This window comes from Amycolatopsis sp. cmx-4-61 (genome assembly GCF_046548775.1).
Classification (GTDB): domain Bacteria; phylum Actinomycetota; class Actinomycetes; order Mycobacteriales; family Pseudonocardiaceae; genus Amycolatopsis.
The window spans coordinates 53,862-75,742 of the sequence record NZ_JAEBEI010000025.1 but is presented as its reverse complement, the minus strand read 5'-3'; the positions used below and the strand labels follow the sequence as shown (position 1 = coordinate 75,742).

The window sequence follows — 21,881 nt, the reverse complement described above, 5'->3', positions numbered from 1 at the left end:
ACGAAGGAAGGAAAGCCCTTGCGGAGCACCGTCGCCCCGATCGGGTCCACCGACCCCGCGCCACCCGGTTCGCCCGGGCGCGAGGCCGTGGTGATCCGGGGGCTTACCAAGCGGTTCGGCGACGCGACCGTCCTGCGCGACGTCGACCTCACCATCGAACCCGGTGAGATCCACGCCCTGGTGGGACAGAACGGGTCCGGGAAGTCCACGCTGATCAAGGTCCTCTCCGGCGTCCACACCGCTGACGGCGGCCGGATCACCGCGGGTGGGCGCCTGTTGTCCACTCCGGTGCGGCCCACCGAGCTGCGGCACCACAGCCTGGCGTTCGTACACCAGGACCTCGGCCTGGTCGACGACCTGACCGTGCTGGAAAACGTCCGGGTCGGCCACTACGCGACCCGGCGCCTGACACGTAAGATCGACTGGGCGGCGGAGCGGCGGCGGTGCGCCGAGACATTCGCGCAGCTCGGCGCGTCGATCCCGCTCGAGGCCCGCGCCGGTGCGCTGTCCCCGGGGCAGCGCGCGGTCGTCGCCATCGCCCGCGCGCTGCAGGGCAGGCACCTCGGGACCGGCTGCATCGTCTTCGACGAGTCGACGCAGTCCCTGCCGCGGGAAAACCTGCCAGAGTTCTACGAGATCGTGCGCACCATCGCGCGGTCCGGCACCGGGATCCTCATCGTCAGCCACCGCCTCGACGAGGTCCTCACGCTCGCCGACCGGGTCACGGTGCTGCGCGACGGCGTCACGGCCGCCGAGGGCCTGAAGGTGGCGGGGCTGACCGAGGCGCACCTGAGCACGCTGATCCTCGGCCGGGAACTCGCGAGCGGGCGGATCGGCGCGGACGCCGCACCGGGAGCCACTTTCGGCACCGTCCTCGAACTCAAGGGCGTACACGGCGTGCAGCTGGCCGACCTCGACCTGGAAGTGCGCGGTGGCGAGGTCGTCGGCATCACCGGGGCGGGCGACACCGGGCTGGAGGAGTTCTCCGACATCATCGCCGGGAACTCGCGCGACTGCGGTGGTGCGCTGCGGATCGACGGCCGGGACTTCACCGTGCCGGAAACCGGGTGCGCCGAGCTGCTCGGCGCCGGGCTGGCCGTCGTGCCCCAGAACCGGATGCGCGACGGGCTGGCCGCGGAGATCAGCGCGATCGAGAACGTCACGCTGCCCCGGGTCGGGAACCGTGGGCGGGCGTTGCTCGCCCGGCAGTGGCAGCGCCAGGAGTTCGCCGAGGCCGTACGGTCGTTCGGTATCACCCCCGCAGTGCCGCACGCGCCCGCGGCCGCGTTCAGCGGCGGGAACCAGCAAAAGCTGCTGTTGGCCAAATGGCTGCTCGGCGCGCCGAAGGCCGTCATCGCCTGCGAACCCACGCAGGCGGTCGACGTGGGCGCGCGGCTGGACATCCTGCGCGCCCTCCGCGCAGCGGCGAACGAAGGCAAGGCCGTGCTGATCTGCTCGATCGAGGTCCAAGACCTCGCGCTGGTGTGCGACCGGGTCGTCGTGCTGCGAGCCGGCGGCAAGCACACCGCGCTGGACGGCGACGTCACGGCGGAAGCGATCACCGAGGCGACCTATGCCTGACCCAGCACCGATCCACCCCGGGCGCCCGCCGGCGCCCCATCCCGAAGGAGCCACCGCCGTGGGCACGACGGAGCAAGCGCCACCCGAGGCCGCCGGAGCCACGGAGGACACCGGAACCCCTGACGCACCGGCCAAACCCCGGCGGGTCAGGACGTTCGGCGGTGAGCTGTCGCGGCGCGGCAGTCTGATCGGCGTATGGGTGCTGCTGTTCGTCCTCTTCGGACTGCTTAGCCCGGGCCAGTTCCTGAGCGCGGGTACGCTACAGACGATCTTCGGATCCCAGCAGACGCTCGTGTTCGTCGCGCTCGGCGCTCTCTGCGCGTTCTCGGTGGGGGAGTTCGACTTCTCGGTCGCCGCTGTCGCAGGGCTGTCGGCGACGCTGCTCGCGGTGCTCGTGAGCGGCGCCGGGTTTCCGGTCTGGCTCGCGGTCGTCATGGCCGTCGCGGCGGCCATGGTGGTCGGCGCATTCAACGCGTTCCTCATCATCAGAGTCGGCATCAACCCCATCGTGACCACGCTCGGCGTGGCGACCCTGCTCACCGGTGTGTCGTCGCGGATCTCCAACGGGGGAAGCGTTTTCCTCACCAGCCCGGGCCTGTTCTCGGCGTCCGCCGCGGAGGTGCTCGGCCTGCCGATCAGCTTTTATTACGGCCTCGCCGTGGCCGCGGTGTTCACCTACGTCGTCACGTGTACCCCGCTCGGGCGCCATATGCGGTTCGTCGGCTCGAACCGGTCGGTCGCCCGGCTGGCCACGGTGCGCGTCGACCGGATCCGCGCCGGCGCCTACCTGATGTCGTCGCTGCTGTGCGGGATCGGCGGCGTGTTGCTCATCGGCACGGTCGGCGGGTTCGACCCGGCGAGCGCATCGACCTACCTGCTACCGGCGCTGTCGGCCACGTTCCTCGGCACCGCGGCCATCCACCCCGGCCGGTTCAACCCGGCGGGGAGCATGATCGCAATCTACTTCCTTGCCACCGGGATCGTCGGCCTGCAGCTGCTCGGGTTCGCGGGCTGGATCAGCGATGTGTTCTACGGCTCCGCGCTGATCATCGCGATCGTCCTGTCCACGCTGTTCCGCCGGGACGCGCGCCGGTCCTGACGACCGCGCCCGGTACACCCTCGAACGGAGTATGCATGTCGAAGCGCAGAGCAGCGGGCCTCACTGGCGCGCTGGCACTGGTGATCGGCCTCGGCACCGCTTGTACGGACGCGGGCGGTGCCGCGGGCCCGAGGGGCACCACCCCCGCCGCGAACGTCGAGCACGCCACCTCGCAGGTCCAGTCGCACCGCACCGCGTCCACCTCGGTCAAGGCGCCCGCCGCCGTCATCCCCGGCCTGGACAAGCTGCGCGGCAAAACCGTCGGCTACATCCCGATCACCCTGAAGGCCACGTACTTTCAGGCCCAGCTGGAACAGCTGACCGAGGCCCTTACCCCGCTCGGCGTCCACGTGCAGGCGTGCGACGCGCAGGCACAGCCCACCGTCGCGACGCAGTGCCTCAACCAGGCCGTGGCCGCGGGATCGGCGGGCATCATCACCGACTCGCTGCCGTTCGCCCTGGCCCGCAACGCCTACGCCGCCGCGACGAGCGCGAACATCCCCGTCGTCGCCGCCGACGTGTCCGACGCACTTCCCCCGGAGTGGCGCGGGAAGATCCTGGAGACCAACAACGGCCAGGACGTCGGCAGCCGTCTGATGGCGGACGCGATCATCTCGGACTCGAAGGGCAGCGCGAACGTTCTCTTCGCCAACACGACGTCGACGAGCACCACGCAGAAGTCGTCGGATGCGGTGCAGGACGAGTTCGCCAAGTTCTGCCAAGGCTGCAAGGTCACCACCGTCGCGTGGGACGCCACCGCAGTGCAGAAGATCCCAACCGCGGTCAGCGTCGCGCTGAACGCGGACCCGTCGATCGACTATGTGTTCGCCAGCTACGACCAGCCCGCCGGCCCGCTCGTGATCCAAGGCATGCAGCTCTCGGGCCGCAACCGGTCGCTGAAGCTCGTCGGCTACGGCGCTGACGTGTCCGCGATGCAGCGGATCTCCACCGGCGCGCAGCTCGCGGACGTGGCCGCGGACCCGGCGCTCGTCGCGTGGAACAACGCCGACCGCCTGCTGCGCATGACCGTCGGCCAGCAGCCGCCCGGCGACGACGGCTACACGACCCCGCGGCGCGTGTTCGACAGCACCAACATCCGCACCGTGAACGGCAGCAGCGTCGCCGCCTTCAAGGACGGCTCGTGGTTCACCGACGGTTCCTTCCGCAAGACCTACCAGCAGCTGTGGGGCGTCCCCGCGGCCTGAGCCACCCCGTTTCCCGTACACAGAAGGAGCACATCCGAGATGTCCGACCCCCGTCCCGGCGGCACGTTTGCACTGGGTGACCTGACCGTGACCCGCATGGGCTACGGCGCGATGCAGCTGACCGGACCCCGCGTGTTCGGGCCGCCCGCCGACCGGCCCAACGCCGTGGCAGTGCTGCGCGAGGCCGTACGCCTGGGCATCACCCACATCGACACCAGCGACTACTACGGCCCGCACGTCACCAACGAGATCATCCGCGAAGCCCTGCACCCGTACCCGGAGCAGCTGCACCTCGTCACGAAGGTCGGCTTCACCCGCGACGAGTCCGGGGGCTGGCCGCCCGCGTCGTCCCCTGACGAGCTGCGCCAGGCCGTGCACGACAACCTCGCGCACCTCGGGCTGGAGCGCATCGACGTGGTCAACCTGCGGATCGGTGGGCCGCAGGAGTCCGTGGCGAAGTCGTTCTCCGTGCTCGCCGAGCTGCGCGAGCAGGGCCTGATCCGGCACCTCGGGCTGAGCACGGTCACCGCGGAGCAGATCGCCGAAGCGCAGGCGATCGCCCCCGTGGTGTGCGTGCAGAACATGTACAACATCGCCCACCGGGGTGACGACGACCTGATCGACACGCTCGCCGCGCAGGACATCGCGTACGTGCCGTACTTCCCGCTCGGGGGCATCTCCCCGGTGCAGTCCGAGGTACTCGACGACGTCGCGGAGCGCACCGGCTCGACACCCAAATCGGTGGCGCTCGCGTGGCTGCTCCGCCGTTCACCGAACATCCTGTTGATCCCCGGCACGTCCTCAATCGGGCACCTACACGAGAACGTGGCCGCAGCCGAGCTGCACCTCCCAGACGATGCGATCGCCGAGCTCGACGGCATCGCTGCGCAACCGGAAGAGAGCTGACCCGTGAAGTCCACCCCCTCCTTCGCCCACGTCGTCTTCCAGACCTCTCAGCCCGACGCGATGCGCGAGTGGTACTCGGCGCTGCTGGACGCCCACGTCGTCTACGAGGGCCACGGCCTGACCTTCCTCACCTTCGACGACGAGCACCACCGCATCGCGCTGGCCCACATCCCCGACCTCGTGCGCAAGCCCGCGAACGCGGCTGTGGTGAACCACGTGGCGTACACCTTCGACTCCCTGGAAAGCCTGCTCGCGCGCTACACCGAACTGCACGCCAAAGGGATCGAGCCCTGGAAGCCCGTGCAGCACGGTGTCACCACGTCGCTGTACTACGAAGACCCCGACGGCAACCACGTCGAGCTGCAGGTCGACAACTTCGCCACCGCGGCCGAAGCCACCGCCTACATGGAAGGCCCGGAATACGACGCCGACCCGATCGGCGTCCGCTACCGCCCGGAGCTGATGGCCGAAGCGCTGCGACAGGGCACACCGCCCCGGGACCTCCAGACCCGGAAGTGGGCGCTCGAGACCAGCCCCGAACTGCCCCACCCGATGGAGGACTGACCGCATGCGCATCGTCAACGCCGCGGGCCGGCTGGGCCTGCTCGGCGCGTCCGGTGTCGTCGACGTCGCCGAGGCGAGCGGGGGCCGCTTCTCCCCGGATCCGCAGGCCGCCTACGACGTCTGGCCGGACCTGCTTGAGTGGGCCGGCGGCATGGGCGAGGACGTGGCGGCCCGGCCGCTCGTTCAGGCCGAGCTGGGCGCCCCGGCACCGTGGCCGCGGCAGGTGTTCGCCATCGGGCTCAACTACCTCGACCATGCCGAGGAGGCGGGAATCGATGTCGTGCCGGATTCGCTGGTGGTATTCGGCAAGTACGCTTCGGCGATCACCGGCGCGGACGCCGAGGTCGAGATTCCGCCGGGCTCGGTCGACTACGAAGCCGAGCTGGTGGTCGTGATCGGCAAGCGCGCCCACCGCATCGACGCCACGGATGCGTGGTCGCACGTCGCGGGGCTGACCGTGGGACAAGACCTTTCCGAGCGCGAGCTGCAGCTGCGCCCGCCGACACCCCAGTTCTCGCTGGGGAAGTCGTTCCCGGGCTTCGCCCCGATGGGTCCCGCGCTGGTCACACCCGACGAGTTCGCCGACCCCGACGACCTCGCGATCACGTGCACCCTCAACGGCGAGACCGTACAGAACTCCCGCACGAAGCTGATGATCCACCCGATCGCGCAGATCATCGCCCGGCTGTCGGAGACCGTACCGCTGCTGCCCGGAGACGTCGTGTTCACCGGCACCCCGGCCGGCATCGGGTTCGCCCGTGAGCCGCGGCTGCTGATCAAGCCCGGCGACGAGCTGATCACCGCGATCGAGGGCATCGGCTCGATCCGCACCCGGTTCCGCTGACCCGCTTTCCGGAGGTGACCCTCAGTCGCCTCCCCGACCAGGAACGGACATCGATCCCATGAGCACGGACTGTTTCGTCTGCGACCTCGAGAACACCGACGAATCCGCCGTCGTGTTCCGCGACGACCTGTGGGCCGCCGAGGTGGTGCCCGGCTACGAGGTACCGGGCTGGTTCTTCCTGCGCGCCCGCCGGCACGCCGAACGCATCGTCGGGCTCGACGAGCCGGAAGCCGAGACCTTCGGCCGGCGCGCCCGCGACATGGTCGCCGCGGTCACCGAGGCGACCGGCGCGGAGGCGACCTACCTGCTCGCGTTCGGCGAGAGCTTCCCGCACTTCCACGTCCTGATCACCGCGCGCGGCGCCGACGTGCCAGCCGACCGCCGCGCCGGCGACATCCTCAAGCTGCGCGGAGAACGAGCCGACGTCGAAGCGGCCCGGGCCCTCGTCCCCGCCGTCCGCAAGGCCTACACCACACTGACCACACACGCGAGCTGAACCCGCTCGGAAGAAAGGAACTACTGCAGTGAAACGAATCTGCGTCCTCGGCGGCACCGGCTACGCCGGCGGGGCCATCGCCCGCGAAGCCGCCGGTCGAGGCCACGAGGTGGTCGTCTTCAGCCGCAAGCCCCCCGCCGAGCTCCCGCCGGGAGCGAAGTCGGTGACCGGTTCGGCCCTGGTGCGCGCCGATATCGCACGAGCGGCCTCCGGAGCCGACGTCATCGTCGTCGCGCTCGCACCGACCGGAGACCTGGAGACGAGCTTCGTCGCCGTCAACGCGGACATCGCCGACGTCGCACGGATCCTCGGCGCCCGGCTGGGTGTGGTAGGCGGAGCGGGCTCGCTGCTGACCGAGCCCGGCGGCACGAAGGTGTACGAGACGGAAGAGTTCCCTGCGCGGTTCAAGGCCTTCGCGCAGGCATCCGACGACGTGCTGCACGAGCTGAGGGCAAGCGATCCCGAGCTGGACTGGTTCGTGTTGAGCCCGCCGACCGGGTTCGGCCACTACGCGCCGGGCACGGCCACCGGCCGGTTCCGGCTCGGCGGAGACGTCATGCTTAAAGGAAACGACGGCCGCGCTGAGATCTCCGGCGCCGACTATGCCCAGGCTTTCGTCGACGAAATCGAACGTCCCGCGCACCGGCGGGCGCGCTTCACCGTCGCTTACTGACTGGCAGGGAGGGATCATGATCCTGGTGACCGCGGCGAGTGGCCGTACTGGGCGCAGCCTTATTCGCGCTTTGGCGAAGCAGGGAAAGCAGGTCCGGGCGGCGGACATCGCTTCGTCGGTGCACGAGGTCACCGAATTGGGTGCTGCGGAGACGGCTGTGGTCGATCTGCTCGAGCCCGGTGCGCTGGCCGAAGCGATGGACGGCGTCGAATCGGTTGTCCACATCGGACCTTTGTTCCACCATCGTGAGGCGGACATCGGCCGGGCCGTGGTCGCTGCGGCGCGGCGTGCCGACGTGGGGCATTTCGTGCAGTTTTCGGTGACTCACCCTCAGATCGAGGCGCTGCTCAACCATCAGGCCAAGCTCGCCGTTGAACGGGCGGTTCTGCAGTCGCCGATTCCGTTCACGATCTTGCAGCCGATGCACTACCTGCAGAACATCAACGTGCCGCTGACCGTCGAATGCGGCGTGCACCGCAAGCCGTTCTCCCCGGACACGCGTTTGGCGCAGGTTGATCTGGAAGACGTCACCGCCGTGGCCGCGCAGGTGGTGGGGGACCCACACCACTATTACGCGACCTATGAGCTGTGCGGGTCCGACTACGTGAACGGTCACGAGATCGCGGCAGTCATCGCGAACGCATCCCGCCGGCAAGTCAAGGTCGAATGGCAGCCGATCAGCGACTTTGCCGACTCGGCGCGGCAACGGCGCGAAGAGGACGAGTTCCCTTACGACGCGATGTACCGGTTGTGGGGCCACTACAGCCGGTACGGGATCACCGGCAACCCGAACGTGCTCACGTGGCTGCTGGGCCGACCGCCGACGACGCTGGCGGAGTACGTCGACCGCGAACTCGCCAAGAGCTGAGCCGGCCCAGAGTCGCGTGCGCACGTCGAACCGTGCGCAAAGAACACAATCAACACTGACTGACAGGAAGAGATCATGATCCTGGTGACCGCGGCGAGTGGCCGTACTGGGCGCAGCGTGGTTCGCGCCTTGGCGAAGCAGGGAAAGCAGGTCCGGGCGGCGGATATCGCCTCGTCGGTGCACGAGGTCGCCGAACTGGGCGCTGCAGAGACGGCTGTGGTCGATCTGCTCGAACCGGGCGCGCTGGCCGAAGCGATGGACGGGGTCGAGTCGGTGGTCCACATCGGACCGTTGTTCCACCATCGTGAGGCGGACATCGGCCGGGCCGTGGTCGCTGCGGCGCGGCGTGCCGATGTCGGGCATTTCGTGCAGTTTTCGGTGACTCACCCTCAGATCGAGGCGCTGCTCAACCATCAGGCCAAGCTCGCCGTTGAACGGGCGGTTCTGCAGTCGCCGATTCCGTTCACGATCTTGCAGCCGATGCACTACCTGCAGAACATCAACGTGCCGCTGACCGTCGAGTCCGGCGTGCACCGTGAGCCGTTCTCCCCGGACACGCGTTTGGCGCAGGTTGATCTGGAAGACGTCACCGCCGTGGCCGCGCAGGTGGTGGGGGATCCGCAGCATTACTACGCGACCTATGAGCTGTGCGGGTCCGACTACGTGAACGGTCACGAGATCGCGGCGGTCATCGCGAAGGCAGCCGGCCGCCCGGTTACAGCAGCGGCGCGGCCGATCAGTGACTTGGCCGACCCCTCGCGGCAACGGCGCGAAGAGGACGAGTTTACCTACGACGCGATGTACCGGTTGTTCGGTCACTACGACCGGTACGGGATCACCGGCAACCCGAACGTGCTCACGTGGCTGCTGGGCCGGCCGCCGACGACGCTGGCGGAGTACGTCGACCGCGAACTCGCCAAGAGCTGAGCCGCCCAGAGTTGTTGTCCGAGGTCGCGTGCGCGCGCCGAGTTGTGAGGAAAAAGCATGACCACGTCGATCGACCCCATCACCGTCAGCGGCGCTCCAGGTGTCGAGGAACTTGTCACCCGCGCGGAAAGCCTCCGCGAGCTGCTGAGCAAGAACTCCGCCCAGGGCGAGCGGGACCGGCGCGTCGTGCAGGAGAGCATCCAGGCGCTCAAGGACGCCGGCCTGTTCAAGCTGTTGCAGCCCAAGCGGTTCGGCGGATACGAGACCTCGATCCGGGCCTTGGTGGACGTATCCGCGGCGGTCGGCGAGGCCGACGGTGGGACCGCCTGGGTCGTCTCGCTGCTGAATTCGGGTGCGTGGCTGGCGAGCTGCTTCCCGGAGCAGGCGCAGGGCGACGTCTGGGGAGCGAACCCCGACGCGCTGGTCTCCGGGGTCTTTTCTCCGAAGGTCGAGTCGAAAAAGGTCGACGGCGGCTTCCGCGCGAGCGGTGAGTGGTTCTACAACTCCGGATCATGGCACGCCGACTGGGCGGTGCTGAGCCTGCCGATCACCGACGACGCCGGAGAGACCGTCGACCTCGGCATGGCGCTCGTGCCCCGCACCGACGTGGACCTGAAGGAGACCTGGTTCGTCGCCGGCATGCGCGCGTCCGGGTCGAACTGCCTCGTGGCCAAGGACATCTTCGTGCCGGCCCACCGCATCATGTCCGTACCGCCGGCCATCGAAGGCGACTTCCCGACCGAGCACATCGAGGAGACGCTCTACCGGTCGCCGCTGGGGCCGTTTTTCGCCGTCGGCATGGTCGGCCCGCAACTCGGGCTCGGCCGTGCGGCGCTGAAGCTGGTACGGGAGAAGGCCGCCACCAAGGGGATCGGCAACACGATCTACACGCGACAGGCGGACTCCGTGGCGTTTCAGCTCCAACTCGCCCAGGCCACGATGATGCTCGACACCGCGCACTTCCATGCCCACCGCGTCACCGACGACCTGGACACCGCGGCGGCGAACGGCGAGAAGCTGGACTTCTCGGCGCGGGCCCGGATTCGGGCGGACATCGGCTGGGCCATCGAGCACGTCGTGAAAGCCATCGACACCCTGCTCTACGCGCACGGCTCGGGCGCATTCGCCGAGGTCAACCCGCTGCAACGGATCTGGCGCGACTCCGAGGTCGCGTCGCGACACGCGGGCATCCTGCCGATGGTGTGCTACGAGATCTACGGCAAAGCGCTGGTCGGTTCCGAAGAGCGGATCACGCCGATGATCTAACGGCGTGCCGACCGGTGCCCGCGTCGTCCACCGTGGACGACGCGGGCACCGGTCGTCCAGAAGATGGCCAGCGGGCTCACCGGCACGCCGGTGGACTGGTAGGGGAGCGGCAGTGAACAGAAACAGCCACCGCCCCGCGCCCGGCACACCGCGGCGAGCCCCTCGATCTCGGCGCCGTCGATCAATGGCATGCCCAGCCGGGTGAGCGCGCCGACGTACAGCGGCAGCACCGTACCCGGCGGAAACCCGCCCAGGCCGGCCACCGGGTCGCCGATGTCGCTCGCCAGTACCGCGACCCCGTGCTCGGCGAACCTCCGCACGGCGTCGATGTTGAAGTGCGGCATGTCGTCGCCGAGGTGTCCAGCGGTCATCCACCTGCTGCGGACACCAAACCCGGCGCGGTGTTCGGAGATGGACCGGTAGCGTTGGATCGTCGATCCATCTCGCGCGCAAAAATAGGCGGCCGCTTTGCCGGCCTGGATAAGCGCAAGGCATCATGGTCTTGGGTATCACCGTCGAACAGCGTGAGTTACCAATATGTGGGCCTACTCGTCCGTGCTGACTGGTTTGTTGTCGACTCTGCGGGCAAGACGGGCCACAGCGTGGTGACGAAGGAGTTTTGTCGCGTGGCGTTCATCTTTATATCCGCGGCACCTGAGCCATTGCCAGGTTGTCCAACCGCGCTCGGCAGGGGGCCGCGCCGAGCCGGGTGTCACCTCCCAGCCTGGTTGAGTACACCGGGCTGGGAGGGTGAAGCGGTTGCCGCCTCAGCGTCGGCGACTCAGGGCTTCACGCTTGACGAAGCCGATCACGCCGGTCGCGACAAACAGCACCGCGCCGACGATGATCAGCCAGAAGAGTCCTTTGATGACGATGCCCAACACCGCTACGACTGCCCAAACTACCAGCAGGCCAATAATGATTCCCATAGCTCCTCCTTCTCTGCGTTCCGCAAGGTGTACCCAAAGGAGCGGCTGGTCATGCACCACGAGCAGTCCGTCAGCAAAATCGGCTCCCTTGTGAGCGATCGCGCCCGGAGTGATTCGTGCGTAAACGCCCCAATGCGTCGAAATAGGACGGCCATCGTGATGGCGGTTTTCGGCCGTCTCCGCGAGCCAGTGTGTTCTCGTGAGCCCTGGGCGCGGACGACGATCGAGGCAAGGTGCGCATAGTTCTCACTCTGGCCCAGAAGGGATGTTCGAATGCGACGGCTTCGTGGTCCGGCTTCGCCAAGAAGTGCGATGGTGCTGAGGACACGGCTTCGTCCCGATTCGTTCGGCGGCCTCGCCGTGGTTCTTCGGAGCGACCCCTGGAGAGCGTCGTCGGAAGAGGGGGCGGTCTAAGGGGTCAGTTCAGAATGAGTTCATCGTCTTCAGCCGGTGATGCGAGGCGATCCGGAATCGTTGCATGCGTGAGGAGGTTCTGACCGATCAGCTGCGGGCGCGGCTGGAGCCCCTGATTCCGGTTCGGCAGCGGCTACCGCTATCCCGGCCGCGGGCGTACCGGCGACCGTGCGGCACTGGAAAGCGTCTTGTACGTCGTCTGCACGGGTATCGGCTGGAACCGGTCGCCGATGACGCTGTTCGACGCCTCAGGCGCTGCCTGCCGGCGGCGGTTGACCGGGGGCACGAGGCCGGCGTCTGGCGGCAATTGCGTGCTCTCCAAGGGGGGTATCACCCCGTCATCGCACGCTGCGGCGTCGAGCACGGCTTCGGACTCGTGGCCGACTGCCGGCCGGTGGAGCGCACTTTCGCGTGGCTCAAAACTTTCGTCGGCTGCGCAATCGCACCGAACGCCGAGCCGACGTGCATCAAGCCATCCTCAGCCGCGCCTGCTCGGTCATCTGCCTCCGCAAACTCATTCCGAACTGATCCCTGACTCGACCGGCTGCGCTACGAGGCGGACCACTCCAATTCGGCGCAGGCGCCTCGGCCCGATTGCCCCGAGACGCCAACAAGAAGACGGATAATAACGACCTGAAGGGCGTAAGCGGCATGTTGTGGCCGGCATCTGAGGGGCTGTTGCCGGCCGTCGTGGTCACCTCCCGCTGGCCACCTCGGCCCGGCCCATTGCGGGCGTGCGAAGGCGGCGCAGCAACCTCACCACTGGCGTCAGTCTCGCGGGCCCAACGTGGCCATGGCCCGGTCGATGGCGTCACTCAGCGAGCCTCGCGCCCCGGAGGCGAGCCAGGCATGCTGTCCTGCCACCAGACAGCCGAAGGCGGCTGCAGTCAGCGCGCGCGGCGTGGGATCGTCGTCGGCGTAAGACGCCCGCTCGCGCAGGGCCACGACCACCGTTTCCTGGATCTGCTGCAGTTTCTGCAGATAAACGGCGAGCAACGCGGGCGTCTCAAGAACCACCCGTAGCACGGATGCGGTGCCTCCCGGCTGGGCCGGGTCCTCCAGGACATCGAAGACTCGGCGCAGCGACGCCCAGACCGGCTCGTCGAGCGGGCGCTCGCGCAGCGTGATCAGGATCTCGTCGACGATGAGGTCGAGCTTCCCGACAAGGATCTCCTCCTTCGTCCGGAAGTAGCGGAAGACGCTGCGCTGCGACATTCCGACGGCGGCCGCGACGTCGTCAATGGTGGTCTTGTCGAATCCGCGCTCGACGAACAGGGCAAGCGCGGCCTCGCCGATCTCGCGTTGCACCGCACGGCGGGTGCGTTCCCGAAGGTTCATAGCCCTCGAACTTTAGCACCGACGCCAAACTTGACAGTAACTGACAGATTTGGCGTACACTGTTGCCATGAACAGGACCATCGTCATCACCGGGGCCAGCAGCGGAATCGGTGCTGCTGCCGCTCGGCAGCTGCACCGCGACGGCCACCACGTCGTCATCGTCGGCCGTTCGGCCCCCAAGACCGCGGCGGTCGCGCGCAAGATCGGCGCCGACCACTTCCTCGTCGACTTCACCCGCATGGAAGACGTGCGCAAACTGGCCGCCGAGCTGGATGCGGCCTACCCGCGCATCGACGTACTCGCCAACAACGCAGGCGGCGACTTCAGTGACAATGTCAAGACCGCCGACGGATTCGACAAGTCGTTCCAGGTCAACCACCTGTCGCCGTTCCTGCTCACCACGCTGCTGATGGACAAGCTGATCGCGTCCCGAGCGACACTGATCCAGACATCCAGCGTCGGCGCGCGGATGCGAGGGCGGGTCGACCTCGACGACCTCAATCAGGAGCGCGACTTCGACCCGATCCGTGCCTACGGCACCGCCAAGCTGGAGAACATCCTGTTCACCAGGGAACTGCACCGCCGCTACCACGATCAGGGCATCAACGCGGTCGCCTTCCACCCCGGCAACGTCGCGACGAACTTCGGCTCGACATCGGCGAGCCGGATGATGCGCTTTATCGCGACCAATCCGATCATCCGGACTGTCATGCTGACCTCTCCGGAGAAGGGCGCTGATCAGCTGGTCTGGTTCGCCGAAAGCCGTCCCGGCATCGACTGGCAGCCGGGTGAGTACTACGAAAAGCGCCGCGTCGCGAAGACCAGCCCGCAGGCCGGCGACCCCGCCCTGGCCCGCGGGCTCTGGGAGCGCTCCGAGCAATTCCTCGCATAAGAGCCGTCTGGACGCGCTCACCGGGTGGGCCCGATAACTGCAACAGGTGGACTTGGTCGCGTATCCGCTTTTCGGCCGGGCGCGCTGGTTGTGCCGGCGGATATAGTCACCGATCGCGTATCCTGCTCGGCGCAGGTGCGGTGGTCGGTCCTGCTCACTGATCCTGTTCAGTGTACCCTCGCTCCGTTTTGGGTCCAGCGCGTCGAACCCCGCTCGTTGAACGCGTGGATCACACTTCGGAGGTACGTTTCGGCGTGTCTGCTGTGGACTGGCGGTCAGCTCGGCCACGCTGCCCACCGTGTTGAGTGATCTTCTCCCCGCCACGCTGCGGGAGCGGGTGGCACCGCTGCTGACTCCCCATCCACCGCGGCGCCATCGGTTCCCGGGACGCAAACCGGTTGAGGACCGGGTGGCGCTGGTCGGGATCGTGTTCGTGCTCAAGACCGGGATCACCTGGAACCAGCTGCCCGCCGAAGTGATCGGCTGTTCCGGGTGACCTGCTGGCGGCGGCTTTGCGACTGGACCGAGACCGGGGTCCGGCCTGCCCTGCACGGGCTCCTGCTCGCCGAACTGCGTGCCGCCGGTCAGCTTGCTCTGGACCGCTGTGCGGTGGACTCCTCGCACGTACACGCGCTCAAAGGGAGGACCATGTCGGGCCCTCCCCGGTCAACCGTGGCCACCCCGGTTCGAAGCACCATCTGATTGTCGAAGCCCGTGACATCCCGCTCGCGGTCACGCTGACCGGCGGCCACCGCCACGATCGTCACCCAGCTGCTCCGCTGCTCGACGCGGTTCGGCCCATCCGTGGGCGGCGTGCGCGGCCGCGGCGCAAACCGCGCGAGCTGGTCGCTGACCGGGGCTGCGACTTCGACAAGTACCGGCGCCTGCTGCGCGGGCGCGGCATCACCCCACGCATCGCCCGCCGCGGCGTCGCACGGCTCCGGGCTGGGCAAGGTCCGCTGGGTCGTCGAACGCGGCTTCGCCTGGCTGCACGCCTTCAAACGCCTCCGCACCCGCTACGAGCGCCGCGCCGACACCCACCTCGGCCTGCTCCAGCTCGTGTGCGCGCTGATCTGCCACCGACGACTGGCTCAGGCATTCCGGAACGAGCTCTAACTCGGTGTGTTCGGTTGAGCCAGGCCGAGGTCGTAGGCGAAGATCACTGCCTGGACGCGGTCCCGCGCCCCCAGCTTTGCCAGTACCCGACCGACGTGGGTTTTGACCGTGGACTCGGACAGCACGAGACGTTCGGCGATCTCTCCGTTGGTCCACCCCTTGCCGATCGCGACCAGGATTTCCTGCTCGCGTTCGGTCAAGGACCGCCAGCGGGGATTCGTCTCGGGCGGCGAATCGGCGCTGTCGGCCGGGAGCCGCTGGGCGTAGGTGTCGAGGAGCCGCCGGGTCAGCGCCGGGGCGATGACGGCGTCGCCGCCCGCGACCGCCCTGATGCCGGCGAGCAGCTCTTCGGGATGGGCGTCCTTGAGGAGGAACCCGCTCGCTCCGGCGCGCAGCGCGGCGTAGGCGTACTCGTCGAGGTCGAAGGTCGTCAGGACGAGGACGCGGGACCGGCCGCCGGTGGCGAGGATCCGCCGCGTGGCTTCGATGCCGTCCATGCCGGGCATGCGGATGTCCATGAGGACGACATCGGGCCGCAGTTCCGCGGTCCGGCGCACCGCTTCGGCCCCGTGAGCGGCTTCGCCGACGACTTCGGTGTCCGGCGTCGCGTCGAGCAGCATCCGGAAGCCGAACCGTTGCAGAGGCTGGTCGTCGACGATGAGCACGGTCGTCACAGCGCACCGCCGGGCGAGACGGGGATCGGGGTGAGGTCCAGGACGGCCTGCACGGCCCACCCACCGCCGGCGGTGGGGCCGACGGTGATCGTGCCGCCGTACAGGGCTGCGCGTTCCCGTATCCCGGCGATCCCGTGCCCTTCCTCGGCGGGTGGCTCGGGCGGAGTGTCGGCGTTGGGCGGTCCGGTGTCCTGGACGCGGATGCGCAGTGCCGGACCCTCGACGGCGATCGAGACGTCGATCCGGGTGTGCGGGCCGGCGTGTTTGAGCGTGTTGGTGAGTGCCTCCTGGACGATCCGGTAGGTCATCAGCTGCACCCCGCGATTAAGGGTGTCCAGCTCGCCGGCGGACCGGAGGAGGATCTCCGGTCCGGCGGCGCGGATCCTCGTGCATAACGAGTCTAGGTCGCTGATTCCCGGTTGGGGGTTCAGCTCCGGTGCGTCCGATTTCTCCCGTAGGACACCCAGGATGCGCCGCAGTTCGCCCAGCGCCTGGCGGCAGGTGTCGCCGACCAGCTCGAGCGCTTGCTTGCTGCGTTCGGGGGTGACGTCGGCCGCGTAGGCGCCCCCGTCGGCCAGCGTGATGATGACCGACAGGTTGTGACCGATGATGTCGTGCATCTCGCGGGCCATCCGGGTGCGCTCGGTGACGGCGGCCAGCCGGCTGCGCTGGTCCCGCTCGATCTCCAACTGCCGCGCGCGATCGCGCAAGCTCGCCAGCTGCGCCCGGCGGATCCGAACGGCCAGCCCGAGCGCGACGGCCGCGGTGACGGCGGTGAGCAGGAAGAACAAGGCCTCCCAGAACGACACCGCGCGGGAGACCCGGGCCGCCACGGGGAGCAGGAGCGTGACCACCCCGGCACCCGCCCAGGGCAGGTGCCGCAGCCGGCCGTGCAGGGTGACGCTGTAGAGCGCGACGAGCAGGGCGACGTCGGCGCGCAGGAATACCCCGAGCGACCACTGGACGACGAACACCGCCGCGGTCAGGGCCAGCGCGACCGAGGGTGCCCGGCGCCGCCAGAACAGCGGAAGCAGCAGACCGGCCTGCAGCGCGAGGGTGCCGACCGCCGGCAGGTGGGTGAACGCGAGCCGCAGCTCGTCGGGACCCCGCCCGTCGTCGTGCAGGATCAGGTCCGGTACGCAGAACAGCATGAACAGCGCGGCGATCACCGCCAGGTCCAGGACCCACGGGTGGCGCCGGTCCCACCGACGCAGCCGCTGGCCGTACGTCGTCAGCCGCGTGACCAGCGGGGATCCGGTCCACGACGGCGCCACGGCCGGGAGGTCTTCGGGCACGGGCGTCACCTGCTCATCGTTGCGGAAAACCGCCGGCGCGGCACCCGGGGGCCGCGCCGGCGGTGGGCGTCGTCAGGCGTCGGACCGCGCGAGCCGGTAGGCGGCGCCGCCCAGCGCCAGGACCGTCCAACCCACGAAGACCAGCATCCCGGTGGTCGGCGCCAGGGTGGTGGCGTCGTGGGTCAGGGCGAACATCGCCTGCCCCGCGTTGCTGGGCAGGTACGGGCTGATGTCGCCCTGCCACGACGCCGGGAGCAGTGAGATCAGGCCCGGGATCAGCATGAGCGCGGCGACGAGGACCGAGATGCCACCGGCGACCGAGCGCAGGAGCGCGCCGAGCGCGACCCCGATCACGCCGACCAGGCCCAGGTAGAGTCCGGTGCCCAGCAGGCTGCGCAGCACGCCCGGGTCCGACAGCGACATCGCCGCGGGCGTCCCGGCCACGATGGCGTTGCCGAGGACGAAGGCGAGAAACGCCCCGGCCGCGCCGACGAGCAGCGCGACGACGCCGAACACGGCCGACTTGGACCACAGCACCGGTAGTCGGCGCGGGACCCCGGTCAACGTCGAGCGGATCATGCCGGTGGAGTACTCGCCGGCGGTCACGAGCACGCCGAGCACACCCAGCGCCAGCTGCGCGAAGTTGGTGCCGAACAGCGACAGGTCCAGGGCGGTCGCGTGGGCGAAGTCCGGGTCCAGTGGCCGGCCGGAGCTGATGTTCGACTTGTACCGCGCGGCGGAGATCAGCCCGAAGGCGACCAGGAACACCAGGCCGAGGACCAGGGTGATCCAGGTGGAGCGCAGGGACCAGAGCTTGGTCCACTCCGAGCGTAGGACGTGGCGCCCGGTGACCCGGTAGACCGGGCGGACGGTGCGGGCGGGGGCCTGCGGGGTCAAGGTGGTCATGCCGCCCTCCCGAGCGCGTCGATGCCGGTGGTGACGCCGTGGTACTCGACGGCGTCGCGGGTCAGGTCCATGAAGGCTTCCTCGAGGGAGACGGTCCGGGCGGACAGCTCGAACAGGGTGATGCCGTGTTCGGCGGCCTTGGTGCCGATGGCGCGCGCCGAGAGGCCCTTCACCTGCAGCTCCTCGGAACCGGTGCGGCCCGCGATCTCGACGCCGGGGCCGGCCAGGACCTCGCGTAGGCGCGCGGGGTCCGCGGTGGCCACCTGGACGGTGTCGCCGCCCGCGTCGCGGATGAGGTCGTGCACGGTGGTGTCGGCGAGCAGGCGACCCCGGCCGACGACGATGAGGTGCTCCGCGACCAGCGCCATCTCGCTCATCAGGTGCGACGAGACGAACACGGTGCGGCCGTCGGCTGCGAGCCCGCTGAGCAGGTTGCGGATCCAGAGGACGCCTTCGGGGTCCAGGCCGTTGACCGGCTCGTCGAGCATGATCGTGGCCGGGTCGCCGAGCAGGGCCGCGGCGATCCCCAGCCGCTGGCCCATGCCGAGGGAGAAGCTCCCCGCGCGCTTCTTCGCCACCGACTGCAGCCCGGCCAGCTCGATCACTTCGTCGACCCGCCGTCGGGGGATGCCGTGGGTCTGGGCCTGGGCGAGCAGGTGGTCGAACGCCGACCGTCCGCTGTGGACGGATTTCGCTTCGAGCAGGACCCCGACCTCCTGCAGCGGTGAGGTGTGCTCGGCGTAGCGGCGGCCGTTGACTTTAACCGAGCCGCTGGTCGGCGCGTCCAGCCCGACGATCATCCGCATCGTGGTGGACTTGCCCGCGCCGTTGGGCCCGAGGAACCCGGTGACGGTGCCCGGCCGGACGGTGAAGTCCAGGTGGTCGACCGCCGTCTTCTCCCCGTACTGCTTGGTCAGCTGGTGTGCCTCGATCATCGTTCATCCCCTGGATCCGCAGACCAGTTGCCCCGGCCCGTTCTCTCTCAACGGTAGGAAGAGAATCGAGCCTCGACGTGGTACCGAGGGTGGCAATCCAGCTTGCCGGGTAGTACCGCAGTACGACAGGCCGACAGCGATTCACCGCTGGCCGGCCCGGCACGTGGCGGCAATCGCGAGGATGGTCTGGCTACCGGGCACGGCCACGACATAGCCGATCCGCCGATTCTCCCAGCGATGGACTTGGAGTCACCGCTGTAGGCAGGTATGAGGGGCTCATCGTGGAAGGTCGTCGCAGGCCGCGGCGGGCTGTTTCGTTCCTTGATCGCGTGGCGCCGAGGCAGCTGATCCACGACCACCTGGGGACGCGCTGGGACCCCGGCCGCCCGGGAGTGGTGTGCCTGCACGCGCGGGCCGGGCTGGGAAGTTACAGCCTCGCCGCCGAGATCTGCGAAGAACAGCTGGATGGTGACGGCGTCTACCTGGAGGTGCAAGCGACCACGTTCGACGGGCAAGCCGTGCCGCCGGGTGAGCTGTCCGCGACAGCGAGTCCCGCACGGCCTTCGTCGTCGGCCACCACCAGATGCACTCTTGGCTCCCTTCCGCTGGCGCTTACCTTCTCCGCTGCAGCCGAGGATCGAAGGCGAACACCTGTGACCGTGAGACAATCGCCGTGAGTGGAGCCCGCGCCACCAAGCCGCACAGCGCCACGAGCGTCCCCAGTACGGCGCCCGCCAGCACGTCGTGGACGTAGTGCGCGCCGAGGTAGATGCGAGAGAACCCGATGACGGCCGCGACCGCCAGGCCGCCGAGGCCGAGCTGGCGGTGGGCGAGCAGCAGGGCGACCGCCGCGGCCGCGGCGATCGTCATGTGGTTGCTGGGGAAGGACCAGTCCGTCGCGAAGTCGCAGGTGAACAAGGGCGGCACGGCGGGGTACCGAAGGCACGGCCGCGGTTCCCGCACGGTGATCTTGAGAAGGTTGCTGACGGCGTAGGCCAGGAGCACGGCGATCGGTACCCAGAGCACCGCGGCCGAGCGTCGGGCGTCACCGCGCGCCAGCCACCACGCCACCGCGGCGGCGAGGGCGTAGAGCAGCAGGCCGGCGTTGGTGAAGACTTCGAAGAAGCCGTGCAGCCAGGGAGTGGCCTTGGCGAACGCCAGCATGTCCAGGTACCAGCCGCCGTCGATGGCTGCGCCGTCCATGCCGCTCACGGGGCCTTCGTCGCGGCGCGCCGCAGTTCGAGAGCCAGCGGCAGGAGCGACAGCACGACGACCGCGGCGATGATCGGCAGCAGGAACCGGTCGATGCCCGGGACGCTCGCGCCGAGGACGAACCCGGCGACGGTGACGCCCACCGACCACAGCAGTCCGCCGAGGACCTGCCACAACGCGAACGTCCGGGCCGGCACGGCGAGGATGCCGGCCAGGGGGTTGAGCACGGTCCGCACCACCGGGATGAACCGCGCCAGCACGATCGCCTTGGCGTAGCCGTAACGGGCGAGCAGTTCTTCGCCGCGCTGCACGCCCCGGCGCAGGTGCGGGTTGGCGATCCTGGCGAGTGCGGGCCGCCCGCCGCGGCGACCGAGCGCGAACCCGGCCTGCGCGCCGGCCAGCGCGCCGGCGACGGCGGCGGCCAGCACCGATGGCAACGACAGGTGCACGGGTGCGCTCGCCCCGGTCGTGCAGAACAGCCCTGCGGTGAACAGCAGCGAGTCACCGGGCAGGAAGAAGCCGATCAGCAATCCGGTCTCGGCGAAGAGCACGAGGAAGACCCCGGTCGCGCCGAGATCGGACAGCCACGACGTGGCGTCGAGCGGGTTCATCCCGTCAATTCCTTCCAACGACATCTCTGTAGTGGTTCTGCATGACGTGGAGAAGTGTGGTGAGTCGGCGTCGTCCTGACGGGGCGAGCGGCTCAGCGACCTGGTGCCCGGGACGCCGGTGCCGAGCTGAACTGGTCCTGCCAGGTGGCCTGGGCACCCGAGTCGCCGATGCGGTAGATGTCGTAGACCGCCGCGCCTGCGGCCATGACCGCCAGCACCGCGATCAGCGCCGTGACCGCGGTCGATGCCGGAGCGAGGAAGGTCCGGCGGCGGGTGGCGGTCGATGCCGGATCGGCGCCGGCCGTCTTGGTGGCCCCGGTCCGGAGGTGTTCCCGGTGGCGCCACCAGACCACGAGGGCGAGGACGGTGACGGGGATCGCGACGAAGAGGGCTGTATCGCCGAGTTCGGTGTGGGCGCGCACCAGAGGCGTCGAGGCGACGCGGCGTTCGAGCCATTCGCCGGCGTCGGTGGTGATCGGGACTAGGACCACGACGAGGACGGACAGGACGGCGTTCGGACCGGCGAGCTTGCCGCGCGCGGCCGGCCAGAGCGCGCTGAGCACCAGGAGCAGCGCCGCCAGCGGGAGCAGGACGACGATGGCGTGCACGAGCAGGATGTGGGCGGGCAGGCCGTCGACAGTGGTCATGGTGTCCTTCGTGGAGTCGCGGGTGGTGGTGCTTACCGGTGGGCTGCGTCGATCGCCGACTGCAACGACTGCTGGTAGCCCTCGGAGGTGTATGTGGCGCCGCTGACGGTGTCGATCCGCGCGCTCTGGGCCTGCAGCGTCTCCTGGATGAGCACGGGCACGGCGGCGGAGTTGATCCGGACGTCACGGCCGCTCTTCTGGGGAACCTGCACGGCATGCGCGTCGGTGATGCGGCCGCCGGCGACGGTGATCCGCACCTGCACCGGGCCGTAGCGGGTGTCGGCGGCGTCGCCGGTGAACGTCCCGTCGCCACTTGCAGGGGGACCGGATGCGGGCGGGCTCGCGGTGCCTGACGGCTGCGTCCCGCCGAGGGGCCGTGCGGTGGCGACGGGGGTCTGGTCGGTGCTGGTGCGGTAGCTGAACAACAACACGACGATCGACGCGGTCGCCGCAACTGTGATGGCGATCTTGCGCATCCGGAAT

24 protein-coding genes and 2 pseudogenes are annotated in these 21,881 nt (G+C 69.1%); 15 read left to right on the top strand and 11 right to left on the bottom strand.

Annotation, left to right across the window (positions count from 1 at the left end; all coding sequences use genetic code 11):
• The first annotated feature begins 18 nt into the window (after positions 1-18).
• The 11 genes from ACLJOU_RS41555 to ACLJOU_RS41505 all read left to right on the top strand — a co-directional run bounded on the left by ACLJOU_RS41555 (position 19) and on the right by ACLJOU_RS41505 (position 10,429).
• On the top strand, positions 19-1,581 hold the full coding sequence (locus tag ACLJOU_RS41555) for an ATP-binding cassette domain-containing protein (protein ID WP_410574771.1): 1,563 nt from the start codon (positions 19-21) through the stop codon (positions 1,579-1,581).
• A gap of 58 nt (positions 1,582-1,639) precedes the next feature.
• A complete protein-coding gene (locus tag ACLJOU_RS41550; RefSeq protein WP_410574770.1) occupies positions 1,640-2,680 on the top strand; it encodes an ABC transporter permease in 1,041 nt (346 codons plus the stop codon).
• A gap of 35 nt (positions 2,681-2,715) precedes the next feature.
• The gene (locus tag ACLJOU_RS41545) at positions 2,716-3,885 is read left to right on the top strand and encodes a sugar ABC transporter substrate-binding protein (RefSeq protein WP_410574769.1); all 1,170 of its coding nucleotides are present in this window, start codon (positions 2,716-2,718) and stop codon (positions 3,883-3,885) included.
• Positions 3,886-3,924: 39 nt separating this feature from the next.
• Positions 3,925-4,791: an aldo/keto reductase family oxidoreductase gene (locus ACLJOU_RS41540; RefSeq protein ID WP_410574768.1), complete on the top strand. Its 867-nt coding sequence runs from the start codon at positions 3,925-3,927 to the stop codon at positions 4,789-4,791.
• A gap of 3 nt (positions 4,792-4,794) precedes the next feature.
• Positions 4,795-5,355 carry a VOC family protein gene (locus tag ACLJOU_RS41535; protein WP_410574767.1) on the top strand — a complete coding sequence of 187 codons (561 nt, stop codon included), beginning with the start codon at positions 4,795-4,797 and terminating at the stop codon, positions 5,353-5,355.
• Positions 5,356-5,359: 4 nt separating this feature from the next.
• Positions 5,360-6,199, top strand: coding sequence for a fumarylacetoacetate hydrolase family protein (locus ACLJOU_RS41530; RefSeq protein WP_410574766.1), 840 nt, complete (start codon positions 5,360-5,362; stop codon positions 6,197-6,199).
• 58 nt (positions 6,200-6,257) lie between these two features.
• Positions 6,258-6,695 carry a hypothetical protein gene (locus ACLJOU_RS41525; RefSeq protein WP_410574765.1) on the top strand — a complete coding sequence of 146 codons (438 nt, stop codon included), beginning with the start codon at positions 6,258-6,260 and terminating at the stop codon, positions 6,693-6,695.
• 28 nt (positions 6,696-6,723) lie between these two features.
• Positions 6,724-7,368, top strand: a complete 645-nt coding sequence (locus tag ACLJOU_RS41520; RefSeq protein WP_410574764.1) for an NAD(P)-dependent oxidoreductase — start codon at positions 6,724-6,726, stop codon at positions 7,366-7,368.
• Between the two features lie 16 nt (positions 7,369-7,384).
• Positions 7,385-8,236 (top strand): SDR family oxidoreductase, encoded by an 852-nt coding sequence (locus tag ACLJOU_RS41515; RefSeq protein WP_410574763.1) that lies wholly within the window; start codon positions 7,385-7,387, stop codon positions 8,234-8,236.
• 75 nt (positions 8,237-8,311) lie between these two features.
• Entirely contained in the window at positions 8,312-9,163 is an 852-nt protein-coding gene (locus tag ACLJOU_RS41510) for an SDR family oxidoreductase (RefSeq protein ID WP_410574762.1), read from the top strand.
• 57 nt (positions 9,164-9,220) lie between these two features.
• Positions 9,221-10,429, top strand: coding sequence for an oxidoreductase (locus tag ACLJOU_RS41505; RefSeq protein WP_410574761.1), 1,209 nt, complete (start codon positions 9,221-9,223; stop codon positions 10,427-10,429).
• On the opposite strand, the gene ACLJOU_RS41500 is transcribed toward ACLJOU_RS41505, so the two are convergent.
• Positions 10,426-10,800: a hypothetical protein gene (locus ACLJOU_RS41500; RefSeq protein WP_410574760.1), complete on the bottom strand. Its 375-nt coding sequence runs from the start codon at positions 10,798-10,800 to the stop codon at positions 10,426-10,428. The genes ACLJOU_RS41505 and ACLJOU_RS41500 overlap by 4 nt on opposite strands.
• Before the next feature lie 396 nt (positions 10,801-11,196).
• Positions 11,197-11,358, bottom strand: a complete 162-nt coding sequence (locus ACLJOU_RS41495) for a hypothetical protein (RefSeq protein ID WP_410574759.1) — start codon at positions 11,356-11,358, stop codon at positions 11,197-11,199.
• A gap of 478 nt (positions 11,359-11,836) precedes the next feature.
• Between ACLJOU_RS41495 and ACLJOU_RS41490 the strand changes: the two are divergent.
• Positions 11,837-12,300, top strand: a pseudogene (locus tag ACLJOU_RS41490) (transposase).
• 240 nt (positions 12,301-12,540) lie between these two features.
• Here ACLJOU_RS41490 and ACLJOU_RS41485 read toward each other — a convergent pair.
• Positions 12,541-13,110 carry a TetR family transcriptional regulator gene (locus ACLJOU_RS41485; protein WP_410574758.1) on the bottom strand — a complete coding sequence of 190 codons (570 nt, stop codon included), beginning with the start codon at positions 13,108-13,110 and terminating at the stop codon, positions 12,541-12,543.
• Positions 13,111-13,177: 67 nt separating this feature from the next.
• On the opposite strand from ACLJOU_RS41485, the gene ACLJOU_RS41480 reads away from it, so the two are divergent.
• From ACLJOU_RS41480 to ACLJOU_RS41470, 3 genes and pseudogenes are all read left to right on the top strand, one after another.
• On the top strand, positions 13,178-14,002 hold the full coding sequence (locus tag ACLJOU_RS41480; protein ID WP_410574757.1) for an SDR family NAD(P)-dependent oxidoreductase: 825 nt from the start codon (positions 13,178-13,180) through the stop codon (positions 14,000-14,002).
• Between the two features lie 298 nt (positions 14,003-14,300).
• Positions 14,301-14,498 carry a transposase gene (locus ACLJOU_RS41475; RefSeq protein WP_410574756.1) on the top strand — a complete coding sequence of 66 codons (198 nt, stop codon included), beginning with the start codon at positions 14,301-14,303 and terminating at the stop codon, positions 14,496-14,498.
• Positions 14,499-14,514: 16 nt separating this feature from the next.
• Positions 14,515-15,118: pseudogene (locus ACLJOU_RS41470) on the top strand (transposase).
• Here ACLJOU_RS41470 and ACLJOU_RS41465 read toward each other — a convergent pair.
• The 8 genes from ACLJOU_RS41465 to ACLJOU_RS41430 form a co-directional block, all read right to left on the bottom strand.
• Complete coding sequence (locus ACLJOU_RS41465; protein WP_410574755.1) at positions 15,115-15,792, bottom strand: response regulator; 678 nt, start codon at positions 15,790-15,792, stop codon at positions 15,115-15,117. The pseudogene ACLJOU_RS41470 and the gene ACLJOU_RS41465 sit on opposite strands and share 4 nt — an antisense overlap.
• Positions 15,789-17,087, bottom strand: coding sequence for a sensor histidine kinase (locus ACLJOU_RS41460; protein WP_410574754.1), 1,299 nt, complete (start codon positions 17,085-17,087; stop codon positions 15,789-15,791). Before ACLJOU_RS41460 ends, ACLJOU_RS41465 begins: the two co-directional genes overlap by 4 nt.
• Before the next feature lie 72 nt (positions 17,088-17,159).
• Entirely contained in the window at positions 17,160-17,993 is an 834-nt protein-coding gene (locus ACLJOU_RS41455; protein WP_410574753.1) for an ABC transporter permease, read from the bottom strand.
• Complete coding sequence (locus ACLJOU_RS41450; protein WP_410574752.1) at positions 17,990-18,928, bottom strand: ABC transporter ATP-binding protein; 939 nt, start codon at positions 18,926-18,928, stop codon at positions 17,990-17,992. The genes ACLJOU_RS41455 and ACLJOU_RS41450 overlap by 4 nt, the downstream gene beginning before the upstream one ends.
• A gap of 612 nt (positions 18,929-19,540) precedes the next feature.
• Positions 19,541-20,131, bottom strand: coding sequence for a phosphatase PAP2 family protein (locus tag ACLJOU_RS41445; RefSeq protein ID WP_410574812.1), 591 nt, complete (start codon positions 20,129-20,131; stop codon positions 19,541-19,543).
• A gap of 5 nt (positions 20,132-20,136) precedes the next feature.
• Positions 20,137-20,751: a DedA family protein gene (locus ACLJOU_RS41440; RefSeq protein WP_410574751.1), complete on the bottom strand. Its 615-nt coding sequence runs from the start codon at positions 20,749-20,751 to the stop codon at positions 20,137-20,139.
• A 92-nt stretch (positions 20,752-20,843) separates the two neighbouring features.
• Positions 20,844-21,398, bottom strand: a complete 555-nt coding sequence (locus ACLJOU_RS41435) for a hypothetical protein (protein ID WP_410574750.1) — start codon at positions 21,396-21,398, stop codon at positions 20,844-20,846.
• 32 nt (positions 21,399-21,430) lie between these two features.
• Positions 21,431-21,874, bottom strand: a complete 444-nt coding sequence (locus ACLJOU_RS41430; protein ID WP_410574749.1) for an FMN-binding protein — start codon at positions 21,872-21,874, stop codon at positions 21,431-21,433.
• Between the last annotated feature and the right edge of the window lie 7 nt (positions 21,875-21,881).